Source organism: Janthinobacterium saanense (assembly GCF_014200675.1).
In the GTDB taxonomy this organism is placed as follows: Bacteria; Pseudomonadota; Gammaproteobacteria; order Burkholderiales; family Burkholderiaceae_D; genus Janthinobacterium.
Map to the genome: position 1 here is coordinate 50,369 of NZ_JACHCI010000022.1, position 19,050 is coordinate 69,418.

The 19,050-nt window shown below is 61.9% G+C and carries 15 protein-coding genes; 9 read left to right on the plus strand and 6 right to left on the minus strand.

The genetic code is table 11. From position 1 onward, the window contains the following. The first annotated feature begins 79 nt into the window (after positions 1-79). The 3 genes from HDE72_RS23215 to HDE72_RS23225 all read left to right on the plus strand — a co-directional run bounded on the left by HDE72_RS23215 (position 80) and on the right by HDE72_RS23225 (position 2,666). On the plus strand, positions 80-733 hold the full coding sequence (locus HDE72_RS23215; RefSeq protein WP_183746566.1) for a tRNA-uridine aminocarboxypropyltransferase: 654 nt from the start codon (positions 80-82) through the stop codon (positions 731-733). Between the two features lie 191 nt (positions 734-924). Further along, a complete protein-coding gene (locus HDE72_RS23220) occupies positions 925-1,365 on the plus strand; it encodes a hypothetical protein (protein ID WP_183746569.1) in 441 nt (146 codons plus the stop codon). A 158-nt stretch (positions 1,366-1,523) separates the two neighbouring features. Beyond that, positions 1,524-2,666, plus strand: a complete 1,143-nt coding sequence (locus HDE72_RS23225; protein ID WP_183746678.1) for a PA0069 family radical SAM protein — start codon at positions 1,524-1,526, stop codon at positions 2,664-2,666. A 72-nt stretch (positions 2,667-2,738) separates the two neighbouring features. Here HDE72_RS23225 and HDE72_RS23230 read toward each other — a convergent pair whose 3' ends face one another. The 4 genes from HDE72_RS23230 to HDE72_RS23245 form a co-directional block, all read right to left on the minus strand. After that, positions 2,739-3,992, minus strand: coding sequence for an MFS transporter (locus HDE72_RS23230; RefSeq protein WP_183746572.1), 1,254 nt, complete (start codon positions 3,990-3,992; stop codon positions 2,739-2,741). A gap of 78 nt (positions 3,993-4,070) precedes the next feature. Next, positions 4,071-4,721: a beta-phosphoglucomutase gene (pgmB, locus tag HDE72_RS23235; RefSeq protein ID WP_183746575.1), complete on the minus strand. Its 651-nt coding sequence runs from the start codon at positions 4,719-4,721 to the stop codon at positions 4,071-4,073. A 15-nt stretch (positions 4,722-4,736) separates the two neighbouring features. Continuing rightward, entirely contained in the window at positions 4,737-7,103 is a 2,367-nt protein-coding gene (locus HDE72_RS23240; RefSeq protein WP_183746578.1) for a glycoside hydrolase family 65 protein, read from the minus strand. A 51-nt stretch (positions 7,104-7,154) separates the two neighbouring features. Then, positions 7,155-8,141: a LacI family DNA-binding transcriptional regulator gene (locus tag HDE72_RS23245; protein ID WP_260176882.1), complete on the minus strand. Its 987-nt coding sequence runs from the start codon at positions 8,139-8,141 to the stop codon at positions 7,155-7,157. Between the two features lie 480 nt (positions 8,142-8,621). On the opposite strand from HDE72_RS23245, the gene HDE72_RS23250 reads away from it, so the two are divergent. Continuing rightward, positions 8,622-13,667: a diguanylate cyclase gene (locus HDE72_RS23250; protein WP_183746581.1), complete on the plus strand. Its 5,046-nt coding sequence runs from the start codon at positions 8,622-8,624 to the stop codon at positions 13,665-13,667. Between the two features lie 19 nt (positions 13,668-13,686). Here the strand turns inward: HDE72_RS23250 and HDE72_RS23255 are convergent, their stop codons facing one another. Continuing rightward, positions 13,687-14,268, minus strand: a complete 582-nt coding sequence (locus tag HDE72_RS23255; RefSeq protein WP_183746684.1) for a gamma-glutamylcyclotransferase — start codon at positions 14,266-14,268, stop codon at positions 13,687-13,689. Between the two features lie 70 nt (positions 14,269-14,338). Then, positions 14,339-15,262, minus strand: a complete 924-nt coding sequence (locus HDE72_RS23260; RefSeq protein ID WP_183746584.1) for a LysR family transcriptional regulator — start codon at positions 15,260-15,262, stop codon at positions 14,339-14,341. A gap of 99 nt (positions 15,263-15,361) precedes the next feature. Here HDE72_RS23260 and HDE72_RS23265 point away from each other — a divergent pair, with 99 nt between their 5' ends. The 5 genes from HDE72_RS23265 (at position 15,362) to HDE72_RS23285 (ending at position 19,003) form a co-directional block, all read left to right on the plus strand. After that, a complete protein-coding gene (locus HDE72_RS23265) occupies positions 15,362-15,889 on the plus strand; it encodes a VOC family protein (RefSeq protein WP_183746588.1) in 528 nt (175 codons plus the stop codon). Positions 15,890-15,915: 26 nt separating this feature from the next. Beyond that, positions 15,916-16,938: a fumarylacetoacetate hydrolase family protein gene (locus tag HDE72_RS23270; RefSeq protein WP_183746591.1), complete on the plus strand. Its 1,023-nt coding sequence runs from the start codon at positions 15,916-15,918 to the stop codon at positions 16,936-16,938. A gap of 12 nt (positions 16,939-16,950) precedes the next feature. Then, positions 16,951-17,595 (plus strand): maleylacetoacetate isomerase, encoded by a 645-nt coding sequence (gene maiA / locus HDE72_RS23275; protein ID WP_183746594.1) that lies wholly within the window; start codon positions 16,951-16,953, stop codon positions 17,593-17,595. A 69-nt stretch (positions 17,596-17,664) separates the two neighbouring features. Then, a complete protein-coding gene (locus HDE72_RS23280) occupies positions 17,665-18,465 on the plus strand; it encodes a uracil-DNA glycosylase family protein (RefSeq protein ID WP_183746688.1) in 801 nt (266 codons plus the stop codon). Then, on the plus strand, positions 18,452-19,003 hold the full coding sequence (locus HDE72_RS23285) for an NADAR family protein (protein WP_183746597.1): 552 nt from the start codon (positions 18,452-18,454) through the stop codon (positions 19,001-19,003). Before HDE72_RS23280 ends, HDE72_RS23285 begins: the two co-directional genes overlap by 14 nt. Positions 19,004-19,050: the final 47 nt, after the last annotated feature.

Genomic DNA, 19,050 nt, shown 5'->3' on the forward strand with positions numbered 1-19,050 from the left:
ATTTAAACGATAGATACTGTCACCCCGGCATGGCGCGGGCGCTACAATCGCGGCTTGAAAACACAGCAAGCGCTCCGCCATGACCCGCAGCAATATCAGCACCACCATCGTCGACCAGAATAAACGCGCACGCTGCCCCGCATGCCTGCGCGCTGCCTCCAGCTGCATCTGCCACTGGGTGGCTCCCGTGCCACATACGGTGGAAGTGCTGATATTGCAGCATCCGCTGGAAGTCCATAATGCCAAAGGCAGCGCCCGCTTGCTGCACCTGAGCCTGCCCAACAGCCGTTTGCTGACCGGCGAAAGTTTCGCTCCCGACGACCTCGATACCTTGCTATCTGGCAAGCATAACGTCTTGCTGTATCCCGATACCCCCGGTGACCGTTCCTTGGGCATCGCACCGCCACCCGCACTCGATCCTGCCATTTTGACTGACTTGTCGCAATTGCGCCTGGTGGTGCTGGACGCCACTTGGCGCAAGAGCCGCAAGATGCTGTATCTCAATCCCCAGCTGCAGCGCTTGCCGCGTTTGCCGCTGCGCGATACGCCCGATTCACACTATTTGATCCGCAAGGCGCATGCTCCGGACCAGCTATCAACCCTGGAAGCGACTTGTTATGCCCTGATGCAGTTGGAGCATGAGGAAGCCCGCTTTGTTCCCCTGATCGCGGCGTTTGATGGCTTTGTGGGGCAGCAGTTGAGCTATGTCATGCCTACCAAGGAAAAAGCGTAAGCAGTAGCCTGAGGCAATCCATCGCGACCCATGCATCCGATCGCCGCTCTGATCCGGACATGCCATAATCGTCGGCGCGCATACTGTGATGCGTTCAGACGCTGGCAAAGGAGAGGTAGTTCAATGCAACAAACCGATTCGATTCTGCACATCACATCGCCGGCGCCGCTCCGGGCCCAAGGAATCTTGCTGTGCATGCTCGCGCTCGCAATCCTTGCCTTTACGGTAAAAACAATGCCGATAGTTTGATGACATTGAGTATGGGCGCGCTGGGAACCGGGGCGGTTATTCTTGTCTTCGTGTTGTTAGCGAGTGCTGTACTGTTCAGGAATCTCTTCGGTAAAGAAGAGACAGTCTTGATCAAGGACGGCACGCCTGCTGGAACGGCGACTGTCTCTGCGATTGTGTGCAGCGACCTGATCGCTATTGAGCCCAAGCCGCTGCCCCTGCCCATGGCTGCGGATGGCAAGATGGCCATGCTCGGCCTGGGCGGTGAAAGACTGATCTTTTACACCAGCACCAAGGCTTGCCCATTCGGTATCGGCCTCTCTGACGCGGCGGCGATGGCGGCGATTGAACAGATCGAACAATTTTGCGGCAGGCCATTGCTGCGTCAGACCAAAGTCATTTAGCGCTAGTCTTCCAGATGATGCGCATCAAGCAAAAGCTGAAGAACAGCGCTTGATCTTGCGTTTGTAACGGCATAGTATACTGTATGTATATACAGTAAATGAGGCCGTTCATGAAAGCATTCCTTCCAGAACACGATGACTACGATGCCGGGCAAGTCATGTTGCCGCCGCCATCGCTGAAGGCGCGCAAGGGGCGTGGCGCCGTCTCCAATCTGCAGGGGCGCTATGAAGTGCATGCGCGTGACGGTTTCGACGATGGCTGGGGTGTGCTGGATGGTGATGGGCAAGAGCCAGAGTCAGGAGCGGCGGCCTGGAAGACGCAAGTCACGGCCGAGCAGGCGCGCACCATTCTGACGCGCAATCAATCCCCTGATTTGCCGTTCAGTGTTTCCTTGAATCCATACCGCGGATGTGAGCATGGCTGTATTTATTGCTTCGCCAGGCCGACGCATAGCTACCTGGGCCTGTCGCCGGGGCTCGATTTTGAAAGCAAGATTTTCGCCAAGGAAAACGCACCCGAGCTGCTGCGGCGCGAACTGGCCAAGCCCGGTTATGTGCCCGAACCGATTGCGCTGGGCGTCAATACCGATGCCTACCAGCCCTGCGAGCGAGAGTGGCGGCTGACGCGGCGGGTGCTGGAAGTGCTCGATGAATGCGCGCATCCGGTGGGCCTGATCACCAAGTCGTCTTTGATCGAACGCGATATCGACTTGCTGGCGCCGATGGCGACCAAGCGCCTGGCGGCCGTCGCCATCACCATGACGACCCTGGACCCGGCGATTGCGCGTACCCTGGAACCGCGTGCGGCAGCTCCGGCGCGGCGGCTGCGCACCATCCGCAGCTTGACGGACGCGGGTATTCCCGTCGGCGTCAGCATTGCGCCCATCATCCCTTTCGTGACGGAACCGGAAATTGAAAAACTGCTGGAAGCGGTGCGTGATGCAGGCGCCATCCACGCCCATTACGTGGTGCTACGCCTGCCCTGGGAAGTCAATCCACTCTTCCAGCAATGGCTGCAAACGCATTTTCCTGAGCGGGCGCAGCGGGTCATGAACAGGGTACGCGAGATGCGCGGCGGCAAGGATTACGACAGCAGCTTTGGCGCACGCATGCAAGGCGAGGGCATCTGGGCTGACTTGATACGCCAGCGCTTTGAAAAAGCCGTGCACCGGCTGGGGCTGCACGGCAAGGGTGGCCGTTTCAAGCAGCTCGACAGCACCCAGTTCCGGCGTCCGCTGGTAGTGCCACCGCCGGGTGTGCGTGCCCGAGGGGGCGGCGAAGGGCAGCTGAACTTGTTCTGACTGCAGGCGCAGGTGTCATGCCAGAGCCGTCATACGCCTGACAGCTCTGGCGTATGACGGTTGATGGCTTGCTTAATGCACCAGCTCTGGTAACACTTCCGGGCTGCCATCGACTGCTCTTTTGAAGAAGAACAAGGTGACCAGTACTATCGTGATCGGCACCAGGGTCAGGTAAAACGCGAAATGGCCGCTGAAGTTGCCGAAGACATAGCCGGTGATCAGCGAGCCTGTAGTGCCGCCCAGGGCCGAGAAAATCACCAGCAAGCCGGTCATGGACGAGTGCTGGTTCTTGGGCAGGGAACTGAGCATGACTGAGTTGATGCCCGGGTAGATAGGCGCCATGAACAGGCCGATCAGGGGGAACAAAAAGGTTGCCAGCGGCGCCGTGGCCCAAGTCACGTGCGGGTCGAGCACTACGTCGTGGGTCAGTGGCAGCGCCAGCAGCACCATGGCAGCCATGCCGATGACGCAGCCGTTCATGACCGGATACCAATTTATCTTGCGCATCAGCACGCCGGCCGACAAACGTCCCAGCGCCAGGCAGGCGGCAAAAATACTGGTCACTTCCACGCTCATCGCGGTGGGCAGCTTGAGGATTTCATTGTTGAAGGTTGGCAACCAGGTGCCCACGCTTTGTTCGATCAGCACGTAGAGGAAGGCGGTCAGCACGAACACGCACACCAGCGGCTTGAAGAACAGCTTGAGCATGGCGGCGAAGTCCTGGGCGATGCTGCGCCCGGCTGGCAATTGTGCGCCCCTTTCGTCAAACGGTGTGGCCAGCACCAGCAGGAAAGTCAGCGCGCACAAGGCTGCCAGCACCCAGTACACTTGCAGCCAGCTATGCGATTTCGGGTCGCCCGAATCGATGAAGTGGCCGAACAGCCAATAGGCGCTGAGCACGCCGATCATGAAAAAGCCTTCCAGCGTATTCATGGTGCTGGCGTGCTGGCGGCGGTCGTTGCTGATCAGGCCCACGGTCGAATACACCGACACCTTGACCAGCGCGAACGCCACGCCGGTGCATAAAAACAGCATCTTGGTGGTCAGGAAGGAAGGCAGCAGCGGCATCGCGACGCAGGCGCCAGTGACGATGGCCAGCCCGGCCAGTATGGCTTTTTTATAGCCGATGCGCGGCAGGAAGGAGGCCAGCACGAAAGACACGATGGCGATCGGCAAATCCTTGAACCCTTCCAGCACGCTGGCGCTGGCCTTGCTGACACCATAGTTGCCGATCACTTGCAAAATCACCGTCCCGACACTGTTGAGCAGGATGGCGAAGACGAAGTAGATCAGCAGCAGGATGCAGAATATGCGTTTGTTTTTCACGGTGTCTCCGTAGGATAATCATTTTGGTTTTTTTTATTGTTTTATTGTTGGTTTTATTTGGCGCGGCTCGCTTGCGTGCTACTGGTAGCGCTGCAGGTCGAACTGGTCTAGCCCCGGGATCACCAGGTCGGCCTGGGTCAGCACTGCCGGCAGGCCGATGCCGAGCGCGTACATGCCGGCCGCCTTGATGGCCGCCACACCGGCTACCGCGTCTTCTACGCCGAGGCAGTCGGCTGGCGACACGCCCAGCTCGGATGCAGCTTTCAGGAAAATCTCGGGGTCCGGTTTGCCCTTGGCGATGCGCGCTGCATCGACTACGTAATCGAAGGCGCCTGTGATGCCGAGCCGCTCGAGTACCGTGAAGGCATTCTTGCTGACCGAGGCCAGGCCGATTTTCAGGCCGGCCGCGCGCACCGTCGCCAGCGCCTGTGCGGCACCCGGCAGCAGGTTGTCGGCCGACATGGTTTCGATCAGTTGCTGATAATGCAGATTCTTTTCATCGGCCAGCGCCAGTTTTTCGGCCGCCGTGTATTGCTTGGCTGACGAGGCCAGGATCAGGTCCAGCGAGCCCATGCGGTCTATGCCCTTCAGGTGCTCGTTGAAGGCGGCGTCGAATGGCACGCCCTGGCTGTCGGCCAGCCGCTTCCAGGCCAGGAAATGGTAATGGGCGGTGTCGGTGATAACGCCGTCGAGGTCGAAAATGACGGCTTTGAATCGGGTATTGGACATGGTGTTTTCCTTGGTTTAAGCGCGCGATAACAGCGGCGCAGACAATGTCAATGCAAGTTCTTCGCCACGGTGCGACAGGCGCAGTGTTTCGCCTTGCAGCAAACGGTATTCGGTGCGGCCCGGTTCGACCCGTACTTCCAGCAATGCGCCCTGGAAATGAATTTTGAAGCTGTAGTGTTGCCACTGGGCCGGCAGGGTAGGGGCGAAGCGCAGCGCGCCTTTGACTACACGCATGCCGGCGAAACCGTAGGCCACGCCCATCCAGGTACCGGCCATGGCGGCCGTGTGCACGCCGTAGTGGGTGTTGCCATGGGTGTTGTCCAGGTCCAGGCGCGCGGTTTCCATGAAGAAATCGTAAGCTTGCTCGTGGTAGCCGATCTCGGACGCGATGATGCTGTAGATGCACGATGACAGCGAGGAATCGTGCGTCGTCAGGGGTTCGTAGTAATCGAAGTCGCGTTTCTTGTCTTCTTTTGAGAACTCATCGCTGAGGAGCAGCAGGGCCAGCACCACGTCGGCCTGTTTGCACACTTGGTGGCGGTAGATCACCATTGGGTGATAGTTCAGCAGCAGCGGGTATTTTTCTTGCGGCGTGTTGGCGAAATCCCATACTTTCTTGGACAGGAAACTGTCATCCTGGGCGTGGATTTGCAGCGCTGCATCGTATGGCAGGTTCATCAATTGTGCGGCGCGGCGCCACGCTGCCGGTTCCGCATGGTCCAGCGCCATCAGCGCGGCGATGCGGGCGAATTGTTCCGGTTGCGTCGCGGCAATGCGCTCGGCCACGTCGGCGGCGAAGTTCAGGTGCAAACGCGCCATGGCATTGGTGTAATAGTTGTTGTTGACCAAGGCCGTGTATTCGTCCGGTCCCGTCACCTGGTTGATGCAGAAGCGTCCTTCGCGGTCGTAGCTGCCGATGCCCAGCCAGATGCGGGCTGTTTCCATCAGGATTTCAGCGCCGAAGCGGACCAGGTAATCCTCGTCGCCAGTCGCTTCAAAGTACAGCTTGATCGAATAGGCGATGTCGGCGTTGATATGGTATTGCGCGGTGCCGGCCGGGAAGTAGGCCGAGCATTCCTCGCCCGCAATCGTGCGCCATGGATACAGCGCCCCGCGCTCGTGCGACATCTGGCGCGCACGTTGACGCGCTTGCTCCAGGCCGGCGTAACGGTATTCCAGCAGTTTTTTGGCGATTTCAGGCTTGCTGTACAGGAAGAACGGGAAGATATAAATTTCCGTATCCCAGAAATAATGGCCTTCGTAACCTTCGCCGGTGACGCCCTTGGCCGAAATATTGGTCTTGCCGTCGCGTCCGACCGATTGCAGCAAATGGAACTGGTTGAAATGGATACCTTGTTGCAGGGCGTCGTCGCCCGCGATTTCCACATCGGCTTGTTGCCAGAAATTGGCCAGGTATTGTTCCTGTTCCAGCAACAGCTCGGCAAAACCGGTTGCTTGCGCCTGGGCCAGCACGTCGCGGCTGCGCTGCATCAGCTCGGCGGCAGGATAGTCGCGCGACGAGAAATAGCTGCCGAACTTGCTCAGGCGGATGGCCTGGCCTTCGGTGGCTTGCACTTCGTAGGATTGTTCCAGGCGCTGGCCGTTTTTCAGCAGGCGCAGCGTATGCGTACCCGAATAGTCCAGCTTGCTTGCGGTGGCGCTGACCAGCGCAAAGCCGCTGTTGGTGGTGTGGTGCAGCAGCGCTGAAAAATCGTCTTGCTGTTCGCTGTCGACCAGTTGCAGCGCCGGACCGGAAACGGCCGAGCCGATGCGGGGATCGTCGCCCGCTTCGATATTCTTGACGGCGCCGTCCAGGCTGGCGACGAGGCGCACCTTGCCGGAGAAGTTGAGTGGCGTCACCGTGTATTCGATGGCGTACAAATGCTTGTGTTCGAAGCACACCACGCGGCGGCTGGCGATGGAGACGCGCTGGCCCTTGCTCGAGGTCCACAGCACCTTGCGCTGCAGCACGCCGGTGCGGAAGTCCAGGCTGCGTTCGTATTGTTCAACGGTGCCGTGCAGCAAGTCGAAACGCTCGTCGTCTACCCACAGGCTGATGCCTTTGCCATTGGGTACATTGAGCATGAACTGGTTGGTCTTGGCCAGGCCGTAAGCTGCTTCCGGGTAATGGATGGTTTCGGATTCGTAGAAGCCGTTCAGGTAGCTGCCGTCGAGTGTGGTGTTGGCCGGTCCGCTGTAACCATCTTCATAGCTGCCGCGCAAGCCGATATAGCCATTACCCAGCGCAAACAGGGTTTCGTCGAGAAAATGCGATTGGGTATCAAACGATGTTTCACGGATGCTCCAGGCATCGAGCGGGTAGGTGTGTTGCAGTTTGGCAGACGAGACCACGGTGTATTCCTTTTGCGTTCGGTTGAACATGAAAACAGCTAGTGTTTGTAATTAAAAGATGGGCAGCAGGGACGATGGGGCTCAGGTCTGGCGCACCATCAAGGTCGTAGGCAACATTTCTGAAGTGACTTTTTCGCCCTCGATCAGGCCCAGCATCTTGCGGGCCAGCAGTACGCCACCGTCGTGCAGATACTGGTGCACGCTGCTCAGTGGCGGCATGAAGCTGGCGGCGCTGGGCGTGTTGTCGTAGCCGATCACGGAAATGTCTTCCGGCACCCGCAAGCCTGTTTCGCTCAAAGCGCGGATGGCGCCCATGGCCAGCAGATCGCTGACGGCAAACAGGCCGTCGTAGATGGCGCCGTTTTTATTGAGCAGCGCCATCACGCTGTCGAAGCCCGCTTCGAAGGTGAACGCTTTCGGGCGCACGATATGCACTTTTGCCTGGCCGTGGGCCGCATCGATGAAGCCGGCGCAGCGCTCGCGCATCTCGGCGTGATCGACGTCGCCCAGGAAAATGACTTGCTTGCGGCCTTGTTCCAGCAAGCGCCCGGCAGCGCTGGCGCCGCCATTGCGGTTGTCGCTGCCGACCACGATGTAGTTGGCGCCAGGCTCTTGCGCGCCCCAGACCACCAGCGGCAAGCCGGCCTTTTGCAGGAAATGCACGGCTTCGTTGTGCGAGCCCTGGCCCAGCAGTATCAAGCCGTCTGCGCCTTGTACTGGGGCCGTGTTCATCAATTGCTTCGAGGTCAGCACCACGCTGTAGCCGGCCGCCGTCAATTCCTGGGTGATGCCACCCAATAACTCCAGCGGGTAGGGGCCCGACATGGGGCGGTTCTTGTCTGGCGCCATCTCGACCACCACGGCCACCGAATAACTGCGGCGCATGCGCAGATTGCGCGCGCTCACATTCAGCAAGTAGCCTTGTTCCTGGGCGATCTGGCGGATCTTGGCGCGCTTTTCCGGCGTGACCAAAGGACTGTCGCGCAGTGCCCGCGAAACGGTAATCTTGGACACGCCGGCCAGCAGGGCCAGGTCTTCCATGGTCAGGCTGGATTCGCTTTTACGCATGGGATGCTCCTGGCTGCGGGCAGGGGGCTGCCTGCAGTAGGCGCACAGACAGGCAAGATAGGGTATGCAAGTAGTGTCTCATATAATGATATCGATATCATTTTTTGTTGAAAGCGTGCTTCAGATAGCGCGATTGAGTTCATTATGACAGGTTTCCAGATTTTGTCCTGTGAAATGACATCGATACCATTCGTTTTTTGATATCGATGTCATTTGACTTGTCATGTATGTCTGTCGATGATGAATAGGAAGACGGTGTCATGCCAGGAAGGCGATCCGGTCGGATAGGGGCGGCTCATTACTATCAGCAATGACTACGAACACAATAGTTTCGATGACTGCTGTATAATACTTTTCCATAGAGCCTATCCCATTCGCGTGCTGTTCGCATCGCAGGCTTACGTAGCGCGCTGATTGAATCGCGTCACAACGACATCGCAACCCCGCAGCCCCAGATCATCAGCGCACCGCACTCAGCCCATGAGCTCTCTTTTCGACTACCAGGTCACTGAACAGCTGCACAGCGGTGCCCGTTCGCTGGTCTGGCGCGCCAGGGGCACCGATGGGGCCGCCTTGATCGTCAAGGTGCCCAAGCAGCAGTTTCTTTCGTTTCAACAGGTAGCCAGCTTTCAGCGCGAGTACGCCATGGCGCGCCGTTGCAGCCATCCTGGCGTCGTGCAGGCACTGGCGCTGCAGCGCCATGAGGGACGCTGGGCCATGATCCTGCAAGACAGCGGCGGCCGGGCGCTCGACCAGGTAGTGCGAGAGGGCCTGACTGCGCGCACCGGGCCGGCGCAACCGGCGCTGGACCTCGATGATTTTTTCGACATTGCGCTGCAGCTGTGCGACGCGCTGGAAGCGGTGCACCGGCAGGGCCTGATCCACAGGGACATCAACCCGTCGAACCTGGTCTGGCATGGCGGGCGGCGCCAGCTGCAGCTGATCGATTTCGGCGTCGCCTGCGAACCGCTGCCTGGCAGGCAGGATGCTGCCGGTGGCTACCCGCTGGAAGGCACGCTGCGCTATATGGCGCCGGAACAAACGGGGCGCATGAACCGGCGGGTCGATTACCGCGCCGATTTTTATGCGCTCGGCGCCACCTTCTATGCGTTGCTGGCGGGGCAGGCGCCGTTCGAGGCGGACGACGAAATGGAGCTCGTGCATTGCCACCTGGCGCGCAGCCCGGACTGGTCGCATCCGGCGCTGGCCGACCTGCCAGGTCAATTGCTGCCGATTATCCAGCGCCTGCTGGAAAAAAATCCCGCGCAGCGCTACCAGAGCCTGCAAGGCTTGCGTGCAGACCTGGCAGCCTGCCGCACCCCCATGACTGTCGGGTGCCGCGCACTGTCCGCGCACGACGGGCGCTTCGTCGTGCCGTCGACCCTGCGCGGCCGCGACGATGCCGTTGCCAGCCTGCTGGCGGCGTTCGATCGCAGTGCGGCCGGTGCCTGCGAAATGCTGCTGGTGGCCGGTAATTCAGGCATCGGCAAATCGGCGCTGGTGCGCGAAGTGCAACAGCCGCTTATCGACCGGCGCGCTTATTTTTTGTCCGGAAAAATTGACCAGTTGCAGCGCGAGGTACCGTATGCGGCGCTGGTGCAAGCCTTCCAGGCCCTGATGCACCAGTTGCTGGGGCAAAGCGCGGAAATGCTGCGCCTATGGGACGGCAAGCTGCGCGAGGCCCTGGGCAGCGGCTTGGGCGCCATGGTCGAACTGATACCCGAGCTGGCGCTGATCGTGGGTGCCACCGAGCTGGCGCCGGCAGCCACGCCGATCCAGGCTCAGTTGCGCCTGGACCGCCTGTTTCCCCGTTTCGTCCAGGTATTTGTCGCATCCGGACAGCCGCTGGTGCTGTTTCTCGACGATTTGCAATGGGCCGATGGCGCGACACTGCGGATGCTCGAACTGCTGATGCTCTCGTGCGCTTCCGGCGATGCGTGCAAGGGCAGTGGCCTGCTGCTGATCGGCGCCTACCGCGACCACGAGGTTGGCGACGCGCATCCGCTGGCCGCGCTGCGCAACAAATTGCTTGGCTGCCGCGCGCGCGTGACGACGCTGGCCCTGCGCGAGCTGACCGAGGTGCAGGTGGGGCAGGTGGTGGCGGCCGCCGTGCGCGTGGCCGTGGACGACTGCGCTGCGCTGACCCGCATCTGCTACCAGAAGACGGCCGGCAACCCCTTTTTCCTCAGGCAGTTTCTCGCTGGGCTCAGCGATGACGGCCATCTGCGCTACCGGGCAGCGGACGATTGCTGGGACTGGGACCTGGCGGCGATCGAGCAGGCCAGGTATACCGACAACCTGGTCGAGGCGCTGCTGGAAAGAATCCGCCGCCTGCCCACGGCCACTCAGCAGTTGCTGCAACTGGCGGCGTCGAGCGGCAACTGCTTTACGCTAGGCACGCTGGCGCTGGCCATGGATCGCCCGCCCGCCCATGCGCTGCAAGACCTGGCGCCGGCGCTGGACGCCGGCCTGATCCAGCCGCTGGCCAGGCGCGACGGCATGCCTGGCGACGGCGCCGTAGACCTGGACAGCGGCTATCGTTTCCTGCACGACCGGGTGCAGCAGGCCGCCTACCTGGCGGCAGACGAGCAGGCGCGGGCGGCCAGCCATTTGCTGCTAGGCCGTCTGCTGCTGGCGCAAACAGGCGGGCAGGAGCGCGACGGCAGGCTGTTCGACATCGTCGAGCAGCTCAACGCCGGCCGCGCGCTGCTCGCCGACGCGGGCGAGCGCCTGCAGCTGGCCGGACTGAACCTGCAGGCGGGCGAAAAGGCGCGGCGCTGCGCGGCCTTCCAGACCATGCTGGTTCACATGCGCACCGGGCTCGAACTGCTGCCGGACGATGCCTGGCGCAGCGCGGCCGGGCTGTGGCTCGACCTGCAGCTCGGCGTGGCCGAGGCGAGCTACCTGTGCGGCCAGTTCGATGCCTCCGAAGCGATCTACTGCCTGGTGCGCGCCCGCGTCCGCACGCCGCTGGAGCAGGTGCGCTGCATCGCTATACAGGCGCACCAGTATCAATTGCAGGGACGCCTGCCGGACGCCATCGCCGTGCAGCGCGCAGCGCTGGCGCAACTGGGCATGGACATTCCGCACGAGGTGGCGCAGCTGAAAGCACGCTTCGACGAACTGCGCGTCGGGCTCGGGCGCTTGCCGGGCGCCCGTGAACCCGCCGTCCTGCTGGCGGCCGGCGACATGACCGATGCCGCCGCCCTGGCGGCCATGCAGATGATGCATGGCCTGTGGATGTCCAGCTACTACGCGGGCCAGCAGGATCTCAGCGCCCTGATGGTGGTGTCGATGACGCGTATGTCCATGCAGGGCGGCAGCAGCGATTTCAGCGCCATTGCCTATGTCGGTTATGCGTTGATTGTTGCGCTGTATGACGGCGATGCGGTGCGCGGCTATGCCGTGGGCGCGATGGCGCTGCTGCTGGCCAGGCGCCGCAGCAATCTGCAGGCGCGCACGCAGGCGGGCCTGATGTTTGCCGCGCTGACCAGCCACTGGACGCAGCCGCTGCGCCACTCCGACGCCCTGTACCAGGAGGCCATGGGCTGGGCGCTGGAAATCGGCGATTTTGTCCAGGTCGGCCTGGTGGCGGCGGTGCGCGCGACCGAGCGGCTGATCCTGGGTGACCATTTGCCGCAGTTGCTGCTCGATATCGAGCAAGACATGGCGCTGATGCGGGCCAACGGCCAGCAGGCCATGGCCGACTGCTGCGTCGCCGGCGCCGTGGCGCCGATCAAATCCCTGATGGGGCTGTTGCCGCAGCGCGGCAGCTACGACCATGCCTCGTTCAGCGAGGCCGGCTTTCTGGAACAGTATGGCCATTCGCAGCTGTACCGTGCCTATTTCCTGCAAGGGAAGATACGTGACGCCTACCTGTTCGATACTGCCGACGCCGAGCAGCTGGCCGCGCAGCTGCTCCTGGTCACCGGCATCATGCGCGGCCAGGCCAAGGTGGTCGAGTCGAGCTTCTATGCCGCGCTGATCTGGGTCCGCGCCTTGCGGCGCGACCGCGGGCGCGCCGACGCCGCTGCCCTGCTGGAGAAAATCGACGCGCTGCACGGCAGCCTTGTCGCCTGGGCCGTGCAAGGTTCGGACCACAGTGTCGCCAGGCACCTGCTGGTGCAGGCGGAGATGGCGCGCTACCGCAGCGAACTGCAGGTGGCCACGCGCTGCTACCAGCAGGCGATCGATGCGGCCGGCCTGGCTGGTTACGTGAATCTGCAGGCGCTGGGCAATGAGCTGTGCGGCCAATGCTGGCTCGAACAGCAGCAGCCGCGCGTGGCGGCTGTGTTCATCGGCGACGCGATTGCCTATTACGAGCAGTGGGGCGCGCAGGGCAAAGTGGCGCAACTGCGCGCGCGCCATGCTGCGCCGCCGTCCAGGGCGTCGGCGCACGCCAGCGTGCGGATGGATGGCGGCGCTGCGCTCGACATGATGTCGCTGATGAAGGCGGCTACCATCCTGTCGAATGAAACAGGCCTGCGCAAGGTGCTGGCGCGCCTGATTGCCATCGTCTGCGAAAACGCCGGCGCCCAGGTGGCGCGCCTGCTCCTGCTGACCGATGGCGCCTACCATGTGGAGGCCGAGACCGACGGCGACGCCGTCACCGTGCTGCAATCGCGCCGGGTCGACCTCGATGCGGCCAGTGATCCGCAGTTCCCGTTGTCGCTGCTGCGCTACCTGGTCCGCACGGGCGCCGAAGTGATCGAGGACAGCGTCACGGGCCTGTCACGCTTTGCCGCCGATCCTTACCTGCAGCACCATGCGCGGGCCGTGATGTGCCTGCCGATCCGGCACGGCGGCCAGATTGACGGTATCCTCTACTTCGAGAACCGGCTGGCCGATGCGCCGTTTACGCAGGAGCGCGTGACCTTCCTGCGCATGCTGGGCGCCCAGGCCATGATCTCGATCGCCAGCGCCAGGCTGCACGACAACCTCGAACGGCGCGTTGCCGAGCGTACGGCGCAGCTGGAGGACGCCAACCGCAGGCTGGCGGCCCTGTCGATGACGGATGGCCTGACGGGCCTGGCTAACCGGCGCCATTTCGACGAGGTGCTGCGGCGCGAGCAGACGCGTTCGGCGCGCGCGGGGCAGCCGCTCTCGCTGATCATGCTCGATGTCGATCATTTCAAGCGATACAACGACCACTACGGGCATCAGGCTGGCGACGCATGCCTGATCCGCGTTGCGCATGCGCTGCGCGATGGCATGCGGCGCGCCGGTGACCTGGTGGCCCGTTACGGCGGCGAAGAATTTTCAATCGTGCTGCCCGACACCGATGCGCGGGAGGCCTTGCAGATCGGCACGGCGTTGCGCTGCGCAATCGAGGAGCTGGGCATCGTGCATGCCGGCGCGCCGGCGTGCAAGGTCACCATCAGCATCGGCGTTGCAGTCCAGCCGGCGCCGGGCGCCGCCAGCGCTGCCAGCGCTGATACCCTGCTGCGCTTGGCCGACGCCGCGCTGTATGGCGCCAAGGATGCGGGACGCAATCGCGTGGTAGTGCGCGCGCTGCCGCCAGCCTGAGCACGCGTAGTGTTGCCGTTCAGCCCGCTGTGCCAGGATGGGATAATTGCGCCAGGTGCCGTTCGATGGCAAACACATGCGGGTCAGTCTTGCCCAGTTCGCGCAGGGCACGGGCCAGGTGCAGCAGGTATTCGCTGTTCGGGCCGCTGGGACCGGCCGCGCGGGCGATCTGGCGGGCGATGTCCAGTTCGGAGGCTGCGCCCAGAAAGGCCGCGTTTTCTTCGTTGGCGATGTAGACCAGGCCTTCGGTGCTGCTGCCGTCGTCAAAGGTGATGGCAGCCGACAGGCGCAGATAGCCGTTTTTTTCGCGATGGTCGAGGTGGGCAAAGACTTCGGGCGTGATCAGATACGCCATGCCGTCGCACACGGCGCCTGCCTGCGGCACGATGGTGGCGACCCGGCCCGGCGCCATAGGCGTGCCACGGTGGTCATGCGAACCTTGCCAGAAGCGCCGGGTCCAACCCGTGATGCTGGCGGGCCGGCGTTCGATATAGGGGAAGTCGGCCTTGTAGATCAGCGAGCCGTAGCCGAACAACCACACTTGCGCATGGCCGTCGAATTTGTTCATGCGCTGGTTGATGGCGATGGTGGCGGCGTCGATGTCGGATAAGGAGTCAGGGGCAGGCTGGGTCATGGCGGGTCTGCTGATGGCTGGAATCGTGAATGGGCCATTATAGAAGGCTGGCAAGTTTCTGTTCTGTTCGCGCACCGCTGAGATTCCACTCGTGCGTTTCCACGAACTGGAATAGAAAGGCGATAAAACTCTCGGCCGCCGGCGACAGTGACCTGCCTGTCCTGGTATAGACGAAAAAGCGCCGCGTCAGTTCCGGTTCGTGCAAGGCGCGCATCTGCAGCCGGTACAGCTTGACCATCGGTTCGGCATACGGCAGGCAGACGGTCACGCCCAGCCCGGCGCTGACCATGGCCAGCGCCGTGGTCATGAAGGTGACTTCGTTATGCGGTTTGAGGGAGACATCGCGCAGCAAGCGTTCCGTGAACTGGCCTTGCAGCGAAATAAACGGATGGTCTTTCAGGTCGGCCCAGGTTACCCGCTCCTTGTGATGCAGCGGGTGCTGTTCGGGAAACACCAGCACGAAAGGCATTTCAAACAAGGGTTGGGCGGCAATTTCCGCCGTAGCATCGCGCTCGGGCCCGATGCCGAGATCGACTTCGCCGCTGAAGACGCGGCCAGACACGTTTTCCACCGGGCAATCCACCAGACGCAGCTGCACCTCGGGGTGAAGCTCGCGGTAGGCGGCGATCACTTCGGGCAGCAAGGTGCATGACATCATTTGCGGCGCGGCAATGCGCACCAAACCAGTCTTCAAGGCCTTGCGCTGGGCGATGCCGGCCATGGCGCCGTCCAGGTCTTCGATCATCTTTTCAAACAGCGGATACAGTTCGCGGCCCAGGTCCGATAGTTGCACCTTGCGCGTGCTGCGCTCGACCACGCGCAGGCCGAGCACGCTTTCGAGTTCCTTGATCAAGCCGCTCAAGGCGGACTGCGTGACGTGCAGGTAATCGGCCGCCAGCGTAAAGCTGCCGGTCTTGGCCAGCGCCACGAGGGCGCGCATCTGGCGTAAACTTGGACTCATCAGGAAATCCGATAAATGAATGGATAAATATTGTTTGTATGATAGTTCGAACTGACTTCTAATGCTGGGAAAACGGCACTGACACATCGGAGACAGCATATGAACATCAAGCAAATCCATCACGTGGCCTATCGCTGCATCGATGCCAAAAAAACCGTCGATTGGTACGTCAAGCACCTGAACATGCATTTCGTGCTGGCAATCGCCGAAGACCGGGTGCCATCGACCAAGGCGCCGGACCCCTATATGCACGTCTTCCTCGATGCGGGCCACGGCAATGTGCTGGCCTTCTTTGAATTGCCGACCCAGCCAGCGATGGACCGCGACCGCAACACGCCCGCCTGGGTGCAGCACCTGGCGCTGGAAGTGGGCAGCATGGAAGAATTGCTGGCCGCCAAGGAGCGCCTGGTGGCCGCCGGCATCGATGTGCTGGGCCCCGTCAATCACACCATCTTCCAGTCTATCTATTTCTTTGACCCCAATGGCCACCGTTTGGAACTGGCGGCCAATGTAGGCACGCCGGAAATGATGGCCAAACTGGACGCCGTCAAATGGGAGATGCTGGAAGAATGGTCGCAAACGCGCCGGGCGCCTAAGCATGCGGCATGGATGCATGCGCCCACATAATTAGTCATTGAAAAACAAGGAATGCCATGAAACTCGCCACCCTGAAAAACGGCCGCCGCGATGGCGCCCTGATCGTCGTCAGCCGCGACCTGCGCCACTATATGAGTGCGGCTGCCATTGCGCCCACCCTGCAAGCGGCCCTTGATGACTGGGAAGCCATCGCGCCCCGGCTGGAGCAAGTCTACGCAGCCCTGAACGCCGGCCAAGAGCCGCACGCCCAGCCTTTTGACGCCAGCCTGTGCCATTCACCGTTGCCGCGCGCCTATCAATGGGCCGACGGCTCGGCTTATATCAACCATGTGGAACTGGTGCGCAAGGCGCGCAATGCGGAAGTGCCGGCCTCGTTCTACACCGATCCGCTGATGTACCAGGGCGGCTCGGACAGTTTTGTCGGTCCGCGCGACCCCATCTTTGCCTTGTCGGAAGAGTGGGGCATCGACCTGGAAGCGGAAGTGGCGGTGATCACGGGCGACGTGGCCATGGGGGCAGACGTCGCGACGGCGGCCAAGTCCATCCGCCTGTTGATGCTGGTCAATGACGTTTCCTTGCGCAATCTGATCCCCGGCGAACTGGCCAAGGGTTTTGGTTTCTTCCAGTCCAAACCGGCCAGCGCCTTTTCTCCGGTCGCCGTCACGCCCGACGAGTTGGGCGCTGAGTGGATGGACAGCAAGCTGCATCTGCCGCTGCTGGTAGACTTGAACGACCAGCCGTTCGGCAAGCCGAATGCGGGCGAGGATATGACCTTCAGCTTTGCGCAACTGGTCGCCCACGCCGCCAAAACGCGTGAACTGGGCGCCGGCACCATCATCGGCTCGGGCACGGTGTCGAACAAGCAGGGCGGCCTGTTCGGTTCCAGCATCGCCCATGGCGGCGTCGGTTATTGCTGCCTGGCCGAAGTGCGCATGTATGAAACCATCGAACACGGCGCGCCAAAAACGGGCTTTTTGCAATTCGGCGATACGGTGCGTATACAGATGCGCGATAGTGCGGGCGCCAGCATCTTTGGCAGCATCGAGCAAACCGTGGTCCGGTACGCTGGCCGCAACTGACAGGAGGCTGCCATGAAGCTGTACACCTACTTTCGCAGTTCGGCCTCCTATCGTTTGCGCATCGCCTTAAATTTGAAGGGCGTCGCTTACGACAGCATCCCCGTGCATCTGTTGCGCAATGGCGGCGAACAGTTGCAACAAGCTTACCGCGACATCAATCCAGCGGCGCTGGTGCCCTCGCTCGATGTTGACGGTGTCATCCTGACGCAGTCGCTGGCCATCATGGAATACCTGGACGAAACACATCCGGGTACGCCGCTGCTGCCATCCGATGCGCTGGGGCGCGTCACAGTACGGGCGCTGGCCATGCTGATTGCCGGCGACACCCATCCGCTGACCAATTTGCGCGTCCTGACATATCTCAAGCGCGAGCTGGGCCTGTCCGAAGAGGTGAAGCTGGAGTGGTATCGCCACTGGATGCGCGAAGGGCTGGCCAGCGTGGAAGCGTTGCTGGCACGCGAAGCTGGAAATGGCATATTCTGTCATGGCAATGCGGCTACGATCGCCGACTGCTGCCTGGTGCCGCTGGTGTACAACGCCGAGCGCTTCGAGATCGACATGGGCCCGTATCCAAGCGTGGTGCGCATCGCTGCCCATTGCAACAGCTTGCCAGCCTTTGCCGCCGCCCACCCATCGCAGCAGCCCGACGCTGAATAGGGAGCAAAAACCGCTGTCATGGTGCGCTACAATCTGCGCCTGCCCAACTACCGCCTTGCCGCGAGCACCATGACCGTTACTTCCGTTCCCGCCAGCATCACCGATGCGCTGGCCCTGGCCCATGTTTCCTGGCGCCCCATCTTGCTGCGCGGCTTGCAAGCCGTGATGGCCGCCGATCCTGCATACTTGCCTGCGCTGGCAGTCGATGATTACCTGCCCACGCAGGGCCGCCTGTTTGCCGCATTTGCCTTGCCGTTGGACCAGGTGCGCCAGGTGCTGGTGGGCGAGGGGCCGTATCCGCGCGCCGAAAGCGCCACCGGCGTGTGTTTCATGGATGGCGCCGTGGGCAGCTTGTGGTCGGCTACCGGGCTGTCGAAACCCGTCAACCGCGCCACCTCGCTGCGCAACTTCATGAAGATGCTGCTGGTGGCCGATGGCCAGTTGCAAGCCGGCGCAACCTCGGGCGCGGCAATGGCGCCCGTGGCCGCCGCCGCGCTTTTGCCGGGCAGCGGCATGATACAGACCTTGCCCGACTTGCAGCACAAGCTGACGGCGCAGGGTTTCTTGCTGCTCAATGCTGCCCTGGTCTTCCGTTCCCACGTGCCGCCCGTGCAGGATGCGCGCGGCTGGCTGCCTTTCCTGCAAGTGGTGCTGGAAGCGCTGGCGGGCCAGGCAGGCGTGGCGCTGCCGCAGTTAGTGTTGTGGGGCAAGATTGCCGAACAAGTCAGGCGCTTGCCGGTGGCGGCGCGCCTGCCCCAGATCGCGGCCGAACATCCGTATAATCTGTCTTTTATTGACAATAGCGACATGCAGGCGCTGTTTGGCCCCATGCAGTTGCTACGGAAGTCCGAGGATTATGCAAATTCGTAATGTTGAAGAACTGAAAGCCTGGCTGGCTGCGGGAGGCGTGCCCGATTATCTGTATTTCTGGGGCCATACCCCGGCCCAGTCGCAAGTGGCCGATAAAAGTTGCTTCAGCCAATGGTTTCCTTCGCCCTTCGGCCTGTCCGGCGTGACGTACGCCACCGCCGAGCATTACATGATGGCGCAAAAGGCGGCCCTGTTCGGCGACACCGCCGTGCAGGCGCGCATCGTGGCGGCCGAGCGGCCGTCGGAAGTCAAGAGCTTGGGGCGCGAAGTGGCCAATTTCGACGCCAAGGTGTGGGCAGAGGCGCGCGCCGGCATCGTCTTCGATGGCAACTTCGCCAAGTTTTCGCAAAGGCCGGCCCTGCGCAAGTTCTTGCTGGGCACCGGGGAACGCATCATCGTGGAAGCGAGCCCGGTCGACCGCATCTGGGGCGTGGGGCTGGCGTCGGACAATCCGCGCATTGCCGACCCCGATAGCTGGGATGGCTTGAACTTGCTGGGTTTTGAGTTGATGAACGTCAGGGCCGCCCTGCGCGTTTGAGGACAGTTGCAATTCCGCAATTGTTGTTTTCTTGAGGCTGCGTCCGT

Excerpts from the sequence above, each read along its gene's own strand:
- HDE72_RS23215 (WP_183746566.1), top strand. The coding sequence starts at position 80 with ATGACCCGCAGCAATATCAGCACCACCATCGTCGACCAGAATAAACGC.
- HDE72_RS23225 (WP_183746678.1), top strand. The coding sequence starts at position 1,524 with ATGTTGCCGCCGCCATCGCTGAAGGCGCGCAAGGGGCGTGGCGCCGTC.
- pgmB (WP_183746575.1), bottom strand. The coding sequence starts at position 4,721 with ATGTCCAATACCCGATTCAAAGCCGTCATTTTCGACCTCGACGGCGTT.
- HDE72_RS23240 (WP_183746578.1), bottom strand. The coding sequence starts at position 7,103 with ATGTTCAACCGAACGCAAAAGGAATACACCGTGGTCTCGTCTGCCAAA.
- HDE72_RS23245 (WP_260176882.1), bottom strand. The coding sequence starts at position 8,141 with ATGCGTAAAAGCGAATCCAGCCTGACCATGGAAGACCTGGCCCTGCTG.
- HDE72_RS23250 (WP_183746581.1), top strand. The coding sequence starts at position 8,622 with ATGAGCTCTCTTTTCGACTACCAGGTCACTGAACAGCTGCACAGCGGT.
- HDE72_RS23260 (WP_183746584.1), bottom strand. The coding sequence starts at position 15,262 with ATGAGTCCAAGTTTACGCCAGATGCGCGCCCTCGTGGCGCTGGCCAAG.
- HDE72_RS23265 (WP_183746588.1), top strand. The coding sequence starts at position 15,362 with ATGAACATCAAGCAAATCCATCACGTGGCCTATCGCTGCATCGATGCC.
- HDE72_RS23270 (WP_183746591.1), top strand. The coding sequence starts at position 15,916 with ATGAAACTCGCCACCCTGAAAAACGGCCGCCGCGATGGCGCCCTGATC.
- maiA (WP_183746594.1), top strand. The coding sequence starts at position 16,951 with ATGAAGCTGTACACCTACTTTCGCAGTTCGGCCTCCTATCGTTTGCGC.
- HDE72_RS23280 (WP_183746688.1), top strand. The coding sequence starts at position 17,665 with ATGACCGTTACTTCCGTTCCCGCCAGCATCACCGATGCGCTGGCCCTG.
- HDE72_RS23285 (WP_183746597.1), top strand. The coding sequence starts at position 18,452 with ATGCAAATTCGTAATGTTGAAGAACTGAAAGCCTGGCTGGCTGCGGGA.